Below are 13,058 nucleotides of genomic sequence, written 5' to 3'. Positions count from 1 at the left end.
GTGGCGCCTCGGTGCTTCCCTTTATCTGAGGCAAGCGCTCATCAGGAGTTCGATCGGGCTCAGGCTTTCAAGGCCCCTTCATCCACGGCGACCTTCAACGCCTTGGCCGCTTCCCTGGCAGCCTCGGCCGCGATCTCCGCAGTCTTGAACCAACGATCCTTCTCCACCTGGTGGCAACTGACGGTGGTCAAGGGTGGCTTGGCGCGCATAACGATGACGGCCTGGAACTCGCCTTCGACTTCTCTGGCTTCGCCCCGGATAAAAAATTCGCCGATATCAAATTCCGTCACGTCGCGCCTTCTCCTCGAAGTCATACTATGGGTGCGCGATCCGTCGATGGGCGACGGCTGCGCTGGGCGGGCAGTATGGCAGCAGTTGCCCGTCGACGGCTGAGTTAAGTCATGGACGGGCATAGATGAGTTCAGGCGCTGCGTTCGAGACGCCTGGCCAGGTAGCAGGCTTCGTTATGATCGGTTCGGAATCCTCTTACACGTCCGGTCGATGTTTCCTCAATGTGAAAAAAACACTTGCCGGCCAAAACGACCCGATAACGCGGTTGTATCAACGAAATAGGCAGGCAATCGACGCCGTCAAAGCTGTCGGCTGTATCAACGATGCTAGGTGGGAAGGGGTGGAGCAGGGTTGTGAAAGTGGCCATGTGAATTCCTTTTCTATGGTTTACCGACGAATTGCCGGGTATTTCGAGTAGTCTCCACGCCTTCGGCTGCTCTAGAATCGGCAGTGTCGTGTGGACGGCTGCGCCTATCTAAAGCAATTTTTTTTGGGCTCGATGTCAGAAAAATGCTTTTTTAAGTGAGAAATTTCCCTAAAGTTAGTAGTCCCATCTTTTCCGATGCTCAGAGTGGCTTTTTCCTTCAGCCTCTGGCGCCCCCCCGGGAAAGACGGCGAGAGCGGCAACCTTTAGTCTGCTCTCGGCCCGGGACAGGGCGCGCCGTTCACTTCGAATTTCAGTTACAGGTCCATTACGACACTACAGTCGGCACGGGTTCTCGTGGTCCGTCCTTTCCGGAGGGCGGGCCTTTTTCAAAGATGGGGATGTTTCCTTGGCAGTAAGTAATCTCGACATGCATGCGTTATTCGTACTTGGTGACCTGCGGGCAAAACTGGTCAAACTCTTCCAGTCACGTTTCGTCTACATCACCGAGCAGACCGCCGAAGGTATTTATGTCGCCGAAATCGACACTGAGTCGGCCCTGGTGGTCGATGACAAGCCCAGGCTCGAACTCAAGGTCGGTGATCATTTTCGCGCAGCGGTGCTGCCCAGCCGCGAAGGTGGCAAGTTTGAAATCCGCTTTCGCGAAATCAAGCTGACGGTCTATGGGCTTGGCGATTACGCCTTCGTCACGACCCCCGGTGGTCAGGCAATCCTGTTCAAGGAAGGCCACAGCGTGGTGACCGTGTTTGCGGCCAACGAACAACTGCAAGAAGGCTTGACCAAGACCCTGAAAGCGGTCACCGCCAAGGCCGCCAAGTGGCGCAAGGGCGAACTGGTGACCTTCAAGGCCAGCGAGTGACCGCTTCAGACCGCTGAAAAACGCGTAGGCATCGGGCTTGCGGGGGGGCTGTGCGCCCAAACCGCTGACCGTTTCGCAAGATCTCGCTGGAACCTCGGCTACAGTCAATTGACTGAACTATTCAGGGCTTGCGTTCGGTTACGCAGGGCCGTTCAGCTATTGCTGTATCTGGCATGAGGTGCAAAGCATGAAACGAGTTCGACAGTGGCTGGCTGCCTGGGCCACCTTCGCGGTGTTGGTTTCACCCCTTCCGACGTCGGCCGCCACAGCGCCGATCCACTTTGCCGACTTGAACTGGGAAAGCGGCAGCCTGATCACCGATATCCTGCGGATCATCGTCGAAAAAGGCTATGGGTTGCAGACCGACACATTGCCGGGCACCACCATTACCCTGGAAACCGCCCTGGCCAATAACGACATCCAGGTGATCGGCGAGGAATGGGCCGGCCGCAGTCCGGTGTGGGTCAAGGCCGAGGCCGAAGGCAAGGTGGTCGCCTTGGGTGATACGGTCAAAGGCGCGACGGAAGGTTGGTGGGTGCCCGAGTACGTCATCAAGGGCGACCCGGCCAAGGGCATCAAGCCCCTGGCGCCGGACCTGCGCAGTGTCGAGGACCTGGCGCGCTACAAGCATGTGTTCAAGGATCCGGAGAGCCCTGACAAGGGCCGCTTCCTCAACAGCCCCATTGGCTGGACTTCCGAGGTGGTCAACAAACAGAAGCTCAAGGCGTATGGCCTGTCTGACAGCTACGTGAATTTTCGCAGCGGTTCGGGGGCGGCGCTGGATGCGGAAATCAGTTCGACGATCCGCCGGGGCAAGCCGATCCTGTTTTATTACTGGTCGCCCACGCCGCTGCTCGGGCGCTTCAAGCTGGTGCAGTTGCAGGAGCCGCCGTTCGATGCCGAGGCCTGGAAAACCCTGACCGACGCCGATAACCCCAACCCGAAGCCGACCCGCTCACTGGCCTCGAAACTGTCGATTGGCGTGTCCGCGCCGTTCCAGAAGCAATACCCGGAGATTGCCGAGTTCTTCAGCAAGGTCGATTTGCCCATCGAACCGTTGAACAAGGCCCTGGCCGACATGAGCGAGAAGCGCATCCCACCTCGTGAAGCCGCCGAGGCGTTCCTCAAGGCGCATCCACAGGTCTGGCAGGCCTGGCTGCCCAAGGAGGTGGCGGACAAGGTGTCAGCTGGCCTGTAGGGCGCCAACGTGCCAGCAGGTTGAACTCTTGATCCTGGGCAATGAGTCATTCACTGGAACCTGGCAACCTACGCCCGTCCAGCGAAATGCCAAATTCGAGCTAGGATGATTGTTCAACCTTTTTCAGGAGGCTGGCGAATGACGCTTTTATTGGCTCGGTCGCTGGTCGCAGTGTTTGCGACCATCAGCTTGATTCATATGTATTGGGCCCTGGGTGGGCGGTGGGCGACCAAGGCAGTGGTGCCCCAGGTGCCGGTGAAGCAGGGGGAGGCGCTGCGACCGGCGTTCGATCCCTCGGGCTGGCTGACCTTGCTGGTGGCCCTGGCGCTGCTGATGGTGGCGCTGCTGGTGTGCCTGCGGGTCGGCCTGCTGGCGCAGCCGGTCACTCATCGGGCGTTGCAGTGGCTGATCAGCGCGATTGCCTTGCTGATGTTCGCCCGGGCCATTGGCGAGTCGGAGCTGGTGGGTTTCTTCAAGGAGGTCAAGGACTCGACATTCGCCAGGCTCGACACCTGGGTCTATTCGCCGTTGTGCGTGGTGCTTGGGGCCGGGTTGCTGGCGGTGGCGTGGGCCTGAGCCTCTAACGGCGAACGCCGTTGTGGCGAGGGAACTTGCTCCCGCTGAGGTGTAAGAGTTGTGTAGGAGCTGTGTAGGAGCTGTCGAGTGCAACGAGGCTGCGATCTTTCCCCCAGACACTTGAGTCTCAAGTGAAAGATCAAAAGATCAAAAGATCAAAAGATCAAAAGATCGCAGCCTTCGGCAGCTCCTACACAAGCCCAGCGGGAGCAAGCTCCCTCGCCACACAAGCTGTACCGGCTCGAGATATCGGTCAGTCGTTTCGGCGACTGCTCACTTCCGCCGGCACATCATCCCCAGCCATGCGCTTGCGGAACAACGCCGCCCGGGCCAGCAGCAGGGTGGTTACCGGGACGGTGATGGACAGCAGGATCGGGATCAGCCAGGCATGCAACACCGGCCCGGACTTGAGCGCCGAAAAATACACGATCGAAGCCAGTGCCACGCACCAGGCGCCCAGTGTGGATGCCAGGGCCGGAGGGTGCATGCGCTGGAAATAATCCTTCAGCCGCACCAGGCCGATCGCTCCGGCCAGGGCAAAGAGGCTGCCGAGCACCAGCAGGATCGCCACCGGGATTTCAACCCACATCGACAGTTCGCCGGTCATTCGATCACCTCGCCACGCAACAGGAACTTGGCCAGGGCAAACGAGCCGACAAAGCCGAACAGGGCGATCAGCAGGGCCGCCTCGAAATAGGTATCACTGGCATAACGAATGCCCAGCACCAGCATCATCAGCATCGCCACGATGTACAGATAGTCCAGGGCCAATACCCGGTCCTGCGCCGACGGGCCCTTGAACAGCCGCCACAGGGTCAACACCATCGCCAGGGTGAACAGGAACAGGCTCGACAGGATCGCATTGGACAGCAAGGGGCTCATTGGAAAATCTCCATCAACGGGCGCTCGTAGGTGGCCTTGAAATGCGCGATGAATGACGCCTCGTCCTCCAGGTCGAACACATGCATCAACAGGATGCTGCGGTCCAGGGCCAGTTCCGACCAGACCGTCCCCGGAATCACCGTGGTGATCATCGACAGCGCGGCCAGGCCGTTGGCGTCGTGCAGGTCCAGCGGCACCTTGATGAACCGCGAGCGGGGCGGACGGCGCCCGGCGTTCAGCACACCCCAGGCCACCGCCACGTTGGACACCAGCACATCACGACCCACCAGCAGGAACAAGCGCAACACCACCCACGGCCGGCGGATACGGATGGGCCGTGGGCGCAATGGGCGCATCATCAACGGGGCCAGGAAACCTAGTGCAGCGCCGAGCAGCAGATGGCCGGCGCTGACGGACACGTTCAGCACCAGCCACAGCAACCACAACGCCAGGGACAACCACGGGGCGGGAAACAGGCGTTTCATGGCTGCACCTCCTGCAACGCGGCGCGGGTCTCTGGGGTGGGCACGGCGCGGGTGGCGAGCACCGACATCACATAATGTTCCGGGTTGTTCAGCGCATCGGCAGCGGATTGGGTGTAGCGCAGCAACGGCTCGGCCTTGAAAGTCAGGGCGATGCCCAGGCCCAGCAGCACTATGATCGGCAGGCATTCGAACGGTCGCAGCAGCGGTGACGGGCGTTCCTGGGGCGTCCAGAAACGTTGGATGCCCAGGCGTGAAAAGGCAATCAGCGAGGCCTGCCCCGAGAGGATCAGCAACGCCAACAAGCCCCACGCCTGGTTCGACAGCGGTGCCCCGGCGCTGGCGCCGAGCCCCTGGGGATTGAGCAGGGCGCTGAGCAGGCTCAGCTTGCCGATGAACCCCGACAGCGGCGGCATGCCGATAATCAACAGCGCACAGAAGATAAAGCTCAAGCCAAGGAAGGCCATGGTCCAGGGAATCACTTGCCCGACCACGGCTTTCTGCTCGTCGTCGAGGTTGATGCCCTTGGGCGGTTGCAAGGACTCCAGCGGTCGCGGCAAGGTGTCGAAGTCGTCGTCCAAGGCCAGTTCATTGGCCGAGCGCGAACGTTCGATCAGCTCGGCCAGTAAGAACAGCGCGCAAAGCGCCAGGGTCGAGCTCACCAGGTAAAACAGCGCAGCGCCCACCAGGTTGGGTTGGGCGAAGCCAATGGCCGACAACAGGATCCCGGCCGAAACCAGGATGCTCAGGCTCGCCATGCGCTCCAGGCGTTGGGCCGCGAGAATGGCGATGGCGGCGCAGACGATGGTCGCCATGCCGCCATAGACCAGCCAGTCGGCGCCGAAATACGCCGAGGCGCCGGCCTGGCCTGAGAACAGCAACGTCCACAGGCGCAGGATCGTGTAGACGCCAACCTTGGTCATGATCGCAAACAGCGCCGCCACCGGTGCGCTGGCGGCACTGTAGGCCGGCACCAGCCAGAAGTTCAGCGGCCACATGCCGGCCTTGGCCAGGAACGCCACCGCAAGGATGCCTGCCCCGGCGTGCAGCAAGCCGCGGTCGGCCTCTGGCACCAGCGGGATTTTCAGGGCCAGGTCGGCCATGTTCAACGTGCCGGTGACGCCATAGATCAGCGCTGCGCCGATCAGGAACAACGACGAGGCCAGCAGATTGATGGAGATGTAATGCAGGCCCGACGACACCCGCGCCCGGCCCGAACCGTGCAGCATCAAGCCGTAGGAGGCCGCCAGCAGCACTTCGAAGAACACGAACAGGTTGAACAGGTCCGCCGTCAGGAAGGCGCCGTAAAGGCCCATCAACTGGATCTGGAACAGCGCATGGAAACTCGCCCCGGCGCGGTCCCAGCGGGCCATGGCGAAGAGCAGGGCGCTGACGCCGATGATGCCGGTCAGTACCAGCATCAGCGCCGACAGGCGATCGACCACCAGCACAATGCCGAACGGCGCCTGCCAGTTGCCCGGCAGGTACACGCCAATGGACGCGGGCAGGGCCTGGTCCTGGGTCCAGTACAGCAACAGCACGGCGATGCCCAGGCCCAGCAGGCTGGAAAGCAGATTGATCCGTGCCTTGAGCGGGCGGTGTTTCTCGCCCAGCATCAGCATCAACGCGGCGGTCAGCAGCGGCAGCAGGATGGGCGCGGCGATCAGATGAGGCGTCAACATCATTCCTTGGGCTCCCGACCGTCCACATGGTCGGTGCCGGTCAGGCCCCGGGACGCCAGCAGCACCACCAGGAACAGCGCGGTCATGGCGAAGCTGATCACGATGGCCGTCAGCACCAGCGCCTGGGGCAGCGGGTCGGTGTAGTGCAGCAGGTCCTGGGGCACGCCATCCTTGATGATCGGCTCCTTGCCGATGAACAGGCTGCCCATGCTGAAGATGAACAGGTTGACGCCGTAGGACAGCAGGCACAGGCCCATGACCACCTGGAAGGTCCGTGGCCGCAACACCAGCCAGACACCGGAGGCGGCGAGTACGCCGATTGCGATTGCGATGACTTCTTCCATCAGGCGGTGGCTCCTTTGACGGGGGCGACGGGTTTGGCTTGCAGGCCCGGCTTATGGGCCCGCACCGACTGGTGAGCCAGGGCGGTGAGGATCAGCAGGGTGGAACCGACCACCACGGCGTACACGCCGATGTCGAAAAACAGCGCGCTGGCCACATGGAGATCACCCAGCAGCGGTAATTCGAAATGCCAGGTGTGGGTGGTCAGGAACGGATAACCCACGGCCATCGCCCCCAGGCCGGTGGCGGTGGCGAACAACAGCCCGGTGCCCATCCAGCGCAGCGGTCGCAGGCTCATTTGCGCCTCGACCCACTGGGTGCCGGCCACCATGTATTGCAGGATGAACGCCACCGACATCACCAAACCGGCCACGAAGCCGCCACCGGGTTGATTGTGGCCGCGCATGAACAGGTAGAACGACACCACCAGGGCGATCGGCAGCAGCAGGCGCACCAGCACCGACGGCACCATCATGAAGCCCAATGCGGTATCGCTGGCATGGCGCGGGTTGACCAGGTCGGTGACCACGTCCGGCGCCAGCAGGCGCTGTTGTGCTGGCAACTGCATGCTTTCCTTCGGTGGGCGGAAACGCCGCAGGAGGGCGAACACCGCCAGGGCCACCGCCACCAGCACGGTGATTTCCCCGAGAGTGTCGAAGCCGCGGAAGTCCACCAGCATCACGTTCACCACATTGCTGCCGCCGCCTTCGGGCAGGGCACGGCTCAAGTAGAACGAAGAAATGTCGTTGGGCGTCTGGCGCGTGAGCATCGCATAGGACAACAGCGCCATGCCGCCGCCGACGGCGCCGGACAGCAGCAAGTCCCGCAGGCGTCGGATGCGCGCGCGCCGCTCGCTGTTGGGCAGCGGCGAGACGTCCTCGATCCGCCGTGGCAGCCAGCGCAGGCCCAGCAGGATCAGCACGGTGGTAACCACTTCCACCACCAGTTGCGTCAAGGCCAGGTCGGGAGCGGAGAACCAGACGAAGGTCACGCAGGTCATCAGGCCGCAGACGCTGACCATGGTCAGGGCCGCGAGCCGGTGGTACTTGGCCTGCCAGGCCGCGCCCAGGGCACAGGCGATCGCCAGCAGCCACAGGGTGACGAAGACGATGGAACCGGGGATCTTCGGCCGGTCGCCCCAGACCAGCGTGCTGTGCAGCATCGGGATCAGCCCGGCCAATACCGCCGCCAGCACCAGGAAAAAAAGTTGGGCTTGCAGGCGCCGGGTACTGATCTTGCGCTCCAACCGCCGACCCTGGCGCATCATCAGCACCAGGCAGCGCTCGAACAAGCGCTTGCCACTGAGCCGGCCAATGAACGGCGGGTGCTTGATGTGCCCTTGCCGGAGCTGATTGCGCAGCAGCAGGTACAGGACGATGCCGCCGGACATGGCCACCAGGCTCATGATCATCGGTGCGTTCAGGCCGTGCCAGATCGCCAGGCTGTACTGCGGCAGCGTCCCGCCCACCACCGGCAACGCGGCGGCAGCCAGCAACGAGCCGACCACTTGGGCGGGGAAAATCCCCACCACCAGGCAGGTGAACACCAGCAGTTCCACCGGTGCGCGCATCCAGCGCGGTGGTTCGTGAGGGGTATGGGGCAGGTCGGTGGCGCTGGGGCCGAAGAACACATCCACGGTGAACCGCAAGGAGTAGGCGACGCTGAAGGTCCCGGCGATGGTGGCGATGATCGGCAGCGCCAGTTCGACCCAGGCCGTGGCGGAAATGAACACGGTCTCGGCGAAGAACATTTCCTTGGACAGGAAACCATTGAGCAACGGCACCCCAGCCATCGCCGCGCTGGCGACCATGGCCAGGGTCGCGGTGAACGGAATCAGCCGCACCAGGCCGCTGAGCTTGCGAATGTCGCGGGTGCCGCTTTCGTGGTCGATGATCCCGGCGGCCATGAACAGCGACGCCTTGAAGGTGGCGTGGTTGAGGATATGAAATACCGCCGCCACGGCCGCCAGTGGACTGTTCAGGCCCAGCAGCAGGGTGATCAGCCCGAGGTGGCTGATGGTGGAGTAGGCCAGCAGGCCCTTGAGGTCGTTCTGGAACATCGCGCAGTAGGCGCCCAGCAGCAACGTACAAGCCCCCGCGCCGCCGACGATGTAGAACCACTCTTCGCTGCCCGACAGCGACGGCCATAACCGCGCCAGCAGGAACACCCCGGCCTTGACCATGGTGGCCGAGTGCAGATACGCCGACACCGGCGTGGGGGCGGCCATGGCATGGGGCAGCCAGAAGTGGAATGGAAACTGGGCGCTTTTGCTCAAGGCGCCGATCAGGATCAGCGACAACAGAATGGGGTAGAGGGCATGGGCACGGATCAGGTCACCGGCGGCCAGGACCTTGTCCAGCTCATAGCTGCCCACCACATGGCCGAGCAGCATTACCCCGGCCAACAGGCAAAGCCCGCCGGCCCCAGTCACCATCAACGCCATGTAGGCACCGCGTCGAGCGTCGGCGCGGTGGTGCCAGTAACCGATCAGCAGGAACGAGAACAGGCTGGTCAGTTCCCAGAAAAACACCATCTGGATCAGGTTGCCGGAGATCACCAGCCCGAGCATGGCGCCCATGAACGCCAGGAAAAATGCGAAGAAACGCGGCACCGGATCGTCCGGCGACATGTAGTAGCGGGCGTACAGCGACACCAGCGTGCCGATGCCCAGCACCAGCAACGAAAACAGCCAGGCGAAGCCGTCCAGGCGTAATACGAAATCCAGGCCCAGGCTGGGCAACCAGGTGTAGTGCTCGCGGATCACGCCGCCGTCGGCGATCTGCGGGTACAGCAAGGCCACCTGAACCGTGCCGGCCAGGGCGACGAGGCCGGCCAGCAGTGATTCGGCGTTACGGGCGTTATGCGGCAGCAGCGCCGCGACACAGCTGCCGATGAAGGGCAAAAGCAATAGAACTATCAGTGACATAGGCTTCTATTCGGCGGGAGGTTGTGAGGGATCATACGTGGCGTATTCCCGATCACCAACCGCGAGGGTGTCGCAGAATCCTACAAGGTAGGGGGAGTTTTCTTACTTTGCGCCCTACACATCACCCGTGGCGAGGGAGCTTGCTCCCGCTGGGCTTGTGTAGGAGCTGCCGAAGGCTGCGATCTGTTGATCTTTGATTTTTCGCTTGAGACTCAAGTGTCTGGGGAAAGATCGCAGCCTCGTTGCACTCGACAGCTCCTACACAGGTTCAATCACCGGCCTCACTGCTCGCGCTCAAGCCCCTCATCCACCTCGACAACCCCTTTGCTCCGAGTCTTCAGCTCACTGACAATCACCGCTGCCACGATCAGCGCCGCGCCGAACAAGGCAATCGCCGGCAGCCGTTCGCCCGCCAGGCGCCCGGCAATGCCGGCCCACACCGGCTCACCGGCATAGATCAGCGTGGCGCGGGTCGGCGAGACGCTTTTCTGTGCCCAGTTCATCGCCACCTGGATCGCTGCGCTGGCGGCGCCCAGGCCCACGGCGCTGACCAGCAGCAACATGGAAAAATCCGGGATCTTTTCCTGGGTCGGCACCACCATCAGGAAGGCCAGCACCGCGGTGCTGGCCAGTTGCACCACGGTCACCCGGCGCACATCGACCTGGCCGGCATAGGCGCTGATCAGGATGATCTCGGCGGCGATTGCGATGGCGCTGATCAACGTGGCGATTTCACCGGGGCTGAAGTTCAGCGAGGCCCCGGCCGGGCCCGACACCAGCATCAGCCCGGTGAACGCCAGCATGATGCCGAGGCTGGGCATCAAACCAGGCCGACGGCCCAGCACCAGCCATTGCAGCAAGGGCACGAATGGCACGTAAAGCGCGGTGATGAACGCCGACTGGCTACTGGGGATGGTTTGCAGGCCGACGGTCTGCAGGCCGTAGCCGAGCATGATCGCCACACCGATGAAGCACCCGGCCTTGAGCTCGAAGAGGGTCAGGTCCCGCAGATGCCGCCAGGAGAACAGCGCGACAAACCCGGCCGCGGCGGCAAAGCGCAGGCCGACGAAAAACATCGGTCCACTGACCGTCATGGCGTGTTGCACCAGCAGGAAAGTCCCACCCCAGATCATGGTAATCAGCACCAGCACGCATTCGGCCTTGCTGAACCTTGAGAAACGGGAGGAAGCTTGCGGGGAGTTCACCGATGCCATGACCTTGCGCGCCACTTGAGGCGGACGCACAATGCGCCCGAAGTTGGGCAGTATAATGCGCAACCCTGCCATGTGAGCAATATAGTGCACAAAGAATCCGGCCAGCGGGCCTCCGTCCTGCAACACGTCAGCCAGAATGTCCGTCGTCTGCGGCATGCCGCCGAGCTCAGCCAGACGGCGTTGGCCGAGTTGTCGGGGGTCAGCCGGCGGATGCTGGTGGCCATCGAGGCGGGCGAAAAGAACGTCAGCCTGACCACCCTGGACCGGGTCGCCGAAGCCCTCGACGTGGCCTTCAGCGACTTGATCCAGGCCCCCGACGCCCGCGATTCGAGTCGCATCAACGAACTGGCCTGGGCCGGCACCATCGCTGGCAGCAAGGCCGTGTTGCTCGCCAAGGCCACCGCCAGCCGCGAGGTAGAACTCTGGGAGTGGCGCCTGGAGCCCGGCGAGTATTACCCTTCAGAGCCCGATGCCGAGGGTTGGAGCGAGCAGCTCTATGTCTTCGAAGGCTGCCTGACCCTGCTGTTGGGCAGCGAGGAGCGCCGGATTGGCGCCGGTGAGTTTTTCATGTTCGCCAGCAACCAGCCCCATGCCTATCGCAACGATGGCCCGGTGGCGGCGAGATTCGTACGCAACGTGGTGATTTGATTCCTGGAGAGCGGTATGGGCACAGCGCTGGAGCGACATGAGCAGGGCATCACCCGGGAGGCCGATATCCTGATCATCGGTGGCGGCCTGAGCGGTGCCATGCTGGCCGCGCAGTTGCTGCGCCTGCCGGGCCGGCGCGAGGTGTTGATTGTCGAGCCGCGCAGTGAACTGGGCCGGGGCGAGGCCTACAGTGCCGTGGAGCTGGGCCACACGTTGAACGGCAATGCGGCGCGGATGAGCGTCGCCCCGGACAACGCCGATGACCTGACCCAATGGCTCACCGCGTTCATCGAAGCCGGCGGCTGGCCCGAGTCGGATCAGCAGCACGTGCCGATCAGCGAGTTGTTCCCGCCCCGGGGAATGTTTGGCCTCTATGTGCAACAACGGCTGGCCGAGGCTCGCGAGATAGGCGCGCAAAACGGTTCGACCGCCGAGCACGTGCGCGGGGAGGCCGTCGACCTGCGGGTTGCCGACGATGCCGTAATGCTGAAGCTGGATGACGGCCAGGTCTTGCGCGGCCGTTTCGCGGTACTGGCCACCGGCATGTTCCCGGCGGCGCGAACCCCGCAAACCGAATCCAGCGGCTTGAATGCCGCGGCCCTGGACCCCTGGGATGTGGCTGCGATGCGCCAGCTTGATCCGCAGTCCACGGTGCTGATCATCGGCTCGGGACTGACCATGGTCGATGCCGTCGTGTCCCTGGAGCAGGCCGGGCACCGTGGCCCGATCGAAGTGTTTTCCCGCCATGGTTTGTTGCCCCATGTGCGCCGCCAGCCACCCGCCTGGGTGGATTTCCTCGCCGACGATCACAGCCTGCGGTCGCCACGCCAGTTGATGCGAGCCCTGCGCGAGCAATGCCGTCAGGCCCAGGCCCAGGGTGTCGATTGGCAGGCTCCGTTGGACACGGTGCGCGCGCACATCGGGCGGTTGTGGAACCAGGCCAGCGATGTGCAACGCCGGCAGTTCGTCCGCCATGTACGGCCATGGTGGGAGAGCCATCACCATCGTTCGCCACCGCTGAGCGCGGAGCTGGTGGCGCGTTTGCATGGGGAAGGGCGGTTGCGGATTCAGGCGGCATCGTTCAAGGGGCTGGCGTCCTCTGCCGAGGGCACGCTGGGTATTAGCATCCGCCGCCGGGGCGAGACCGGGCTGACGGTGGTGCAGGGCGCGGCGCTGATCAACTCCAGTGGCATCGAATATGACTGGCGCCGGGTTGCGCGACCGTTGCCGCAACAGCTGTTGGCCCGGAGGCTGATCCAGCCCGGGCCGCTGGCTCTGGGCATCGCCGCGCGTGTCGATGGCGCGGTGCTGGACGCCCGAGGCGAGCCCGCCAGCCGGCTGTTCGCCATGGGCCCGCCGTTGCGGGGGATGTGGTGGGAAAGCACGGCGGTGACTGATGTGGCGAGTCAGGCCAAGGCGTTGGCGGGGCGGTTGGTTGAACTGCAAGCCTTACTCTAGGTTGAACACGGTCCCTCTGTGGCGAGGAAGCTTGCTCCCGCTGGGCTACGAAGTAGCCCCAAAACCATTCCCCCGGTGTGTCGGATTGATTGCATTCAGCCTCTCTGGGGTTGCT

At 63.1% G+C, this 13,058-nt stretch carries 14 protein-coding genes; 5 read left to right on the top strand and 9 right to left on the bottom strand.

All coding sequences use genetic code 11. From position 1 onward, the window contains the following. Positions 1-59 precede the first annotated feature (59 nt). Positions 60-290, bottom strand: coding sequence for a hypothetical protein (locus tag QMK47_RS17155; RefSeq protein ID WP_024619514.1), 231 nt, complete (start codon positions 288-290; stop codon positions 60-62). Positions 291-421: 131 nt separating this feature from the next. Then, a complete protein-coding gene (locus tag QMK47_RS17150) occupies positions 422-658 on the bottom strand; it encodes a hypothetical protein (protein ID WP_320388828.1) in 237 nt (78 codons plus the stop codon). Positions 659-1,085: 427 nt separating this feature from the next. Here QMK47_RS17150 and QMK47_RS17145 point away from each other — a divergent pair, with 427 nt between their 5' ends. From QMK47_RS17145 to QMK47_RS17135, 3 genes are all read left to right on the top strand, one after another. Next, positions 1,086-1,535: a hypothetical protein gene (locus tag QMK47_RS17145; protein WP_003202850.1), complete on the top strand. Its 450-nt coding sequence runs from the start codon at positions 1,086-1,088 to the stop codon at positions 1,533-1,535. 187 nt (positions 1,536-1,722) lie between these two features. Then, complete coding sequence (locus QMK47_RS17140; RefSeq protein ID WP_320388827.1) at positions 1,723-2,733, top strand: ABC transporter substrate-binding protein; 1,011 nt, start codon at positions 1,723-1,725, stop codon at positions 2,731-2,733. Positions 2,734-2,871: 138 nt separating this feature from the next. Beyond that, complete coding sequence (locus tag QMK47_RS17135; RefSeq protein WP_253475729.1) at positions 2,872-3,309, top strand: DUF3995 domain-containing protein; 438 nt, start codon at positions 2,872-2,874, stop codon at positions 3,307-3,309. A gap of 253 nt (positions 3,310-3,562) precedes the next feature. Here the strand turns inward: QMK47_RS17135 and QMK47_RS17130 are convergent, their stop codons facing one another. The 7 genes from QMK47_RS17130 to QMK47_RS17100 form a co-directional block, all read right to left on the bottom strand. After that, a complete protein-coding gene (locus tag QMK47_RS17130) occupies positions 3,563-3,916 on the bottom strand; it encodes a Na+/H+ antiporter subunit G (protein ID WP_003202843.1) in 354 nt (117 codons plus the stop codon). Further along, positions 3,913-4,191 (bottom strand): K+/H+ antiporter subunit F, encoded by a 279-nt coding sequence (locus QMK47_RS17125; RefSeq protein ID WP_253475726.1) that lies wholly within the window; start codon positions 4,189-4,191, stop codon positions 3,913-3,915. The genes QMK47_RS17130 and QMK47_RS17125 overlap by 4 nt, the downstream gene beginning before the upstream one ends. Next, positions 4,188-4,676, bottom strand: coding sequence for a Na+/H+ antiporter subunit E (locus QMK47_RS17120; RefSeq protein ID WP_063320694.1), 489 nt, complete (start codon positions 4,674-4,676; stop codon positions 4,188-4,190). Before QMK47_RS17120 ends, QMK47_RS17125 begins: the two co-directional genes overlap by 4 nt. Beyond that, positions 4,673-6,358 (bottom strand): monovalent cation/H+ antiporter subunit D, encoded by a 1,686-nt coding sequence (locus QMK47_RS17115; RefSeq protein ID WP_320388825.1) that lies wholly within the window; start codon positions 6,356-6,358, stop codon positions 4,673-4,675. Before QMK47_RS17115 ends, QMK47_RS17120 begins: the two co-directional genes overlap by 4 nt. Beyond that, complete coding sequence (locus QMK47_RS17110) at positions 6,355-6,699, bottom strand: Na+/H+ antiporter subunit C (protein ID WP_003202835.1); 345 nt, start codon at positions 6,697-6,699, stop codon at positions 6,355-6,357. Before QMK47_RS17110 ends, QMK47_RS17115 begins: the two co-directional genes overlap by 4 nt. Continuing rightward, positions 6,699-9,623 carry a monovalent cation/H+ antiporter subunit A gene (locus tag QMK47_RS17105; RefSeq protein WP_320388823.1) on the bottom strand — a complete coding sequence of 975 codons (2,925 nt, stop codon included), beginning with the start codon at positions 9,621-9,623 and terminating at the stop codon, positions 6,699-6,701. Before QMK47_RS17105 ends, QMK47_RS17110 begins: the two co-directional genes overlap by 1 nt. Before the next feature lie 281 nt (positions 9,624-9,904). Beyond that, positions 9,905-10,927 carry a DMT family transporter gene (locus QMK47_RS17100; protein WP_320388821.1) on the bottom strand — a complete coding sequence of 341 codons (1,023 nt, stop codon included), beginning with the start codon at positions 10,925-10,927 and terminating at the stop codon, positions 9,905-9,907. Between QMK47_RS17100 and QMK47_RS17095 the strand changes: the two genes are divergently transcribed. Both QMK47_RS17095 and QMK47_RS17090 read left to right on the top strand, forming a co-directional pair. Next, positions 10,922-11,485 (top strand): helix-turn-helix domain-containing protein, encoded by a 564-nt coding sequence (locus tag QMK47_RS17095; protein WP_253475714.1) that lies wholly within the window; start codon positions 10,922-10,924, stop codon positions 11,483-11,485. The two genes, QMK47_RS17100 and QMK47_RS17095, sit on opposite strands and share 6 nt — an antisense overlap. 15 nt (positions 11,486-11,500) lie before the next feature. Further along, positions 11,501-12,943, top strand: a complete 1,443-nt coding sequence (locus QMK47_RS17090; protein WP_320388820.1) for an FAD/NAD(P)-binding protein — start codon at positions 11,501-11,503, stop codon at positions 12,941-12,943. Positions 12,944-13,058: the final 115 nt, after the last annotated feature.

Source organism: Pseudomonas sp. P9_35, assembly GCF_034008205.1.
GTDB lineage: Bacteria > Pseudomonadota > Gammaproteobacteria > Pseudomonadales > Pseudomonadaceae > Aquipseudomonas > Aquipseudomonas kilonensis.
The sequence above is the reverse complement of the archived record's forward strand: the minus strand, read 5'-3'. Positions and strand labels throughout refer to the sequence as shown.

Excerpts from the sequence above, each read along its gene's own strand:
- QMK47_RS17120 (WP_063320694.1), bottom strand. The coding sequence starts at position 4,676 with ATGAAACGCCTGTTTCCCGCCCCGTGGTTGTCCCTGGCGTTGTGGTTG.
- QMK47_RS17135 (WP_253475729.1), top strand. The coding sequence starts at position 2,872 with ATGACGCTTTTATTGGCTCGGTCGCTGGTCGCAGTGTTTGCGACCATC.
- QMK47_RS17140 (WP_320388827.1), top strand. The coding sequence starts at position 1,723 with ATGAAACGAGTTCGACAGTGGCTGGCTGCCTGGGCCACCTTCGCGGTG.
- QMK47_RS17115 (WP_320388825.1), bottom strand. The coding sequence starts at position 6,358 with ATGATGTTGACGCCTCATCTGATCGCCGCGCCCATCCTGCTGCCGCTG.
- QMK47_RS17105 (WP_320388823.1), bottom strand. The coding sequence starts at position 9,623 with ATGTCACTGATAGTTCTATTGCTTTTGCCCTTCATCGGCAGCTGTGTC.
- QMK47_RS17150 (WP_320388828.1), bottom strand. The coding sequence starts at position 658 with ATGGCCACTTTCACAACCCTGCTCCACCCCTTCCCACCTAGCATCGTT.
- QMK47_RS17145 (WP_003202850.1), top strand. The coding sequence starts at position 1,086 with ATGCATGCGTTATTCGTACTTGGTGACCTGCGGGCAAAACTGGTCAAA.
- QMK47_RS17125 (WP_253475726.1), bottom strand. The coding sequence starts at position 4,191 with ATGAGCCCCTTGCTGTCCAATGCGATCCTGTCGAGCCTGTTCCTGTTC.
- QMK47_RS17130 (WP_003202843.1), bottom strand. The coding sequence starts at position 3,916 with ATGACCGGCGAACTGTCGATGTGGGTTGAAATCCCGGTGGCGATCCTG.
- QMK47_RS17110 (WP_003202835.1), bottom strand. The coding sequence starts at position 6,699 with ATGGAAGAAGTCATCGCAATCGCAATCGGCGTACTCGCCGCCTCCGGT.
- QMK47_RS17090 (WP_320388820.1), top strand. The coding sequence starts at position 11,501 with ATGGGCACAGCGCTGGAGCGACATGAGCAGGGCATCACCCGGGAGGCC.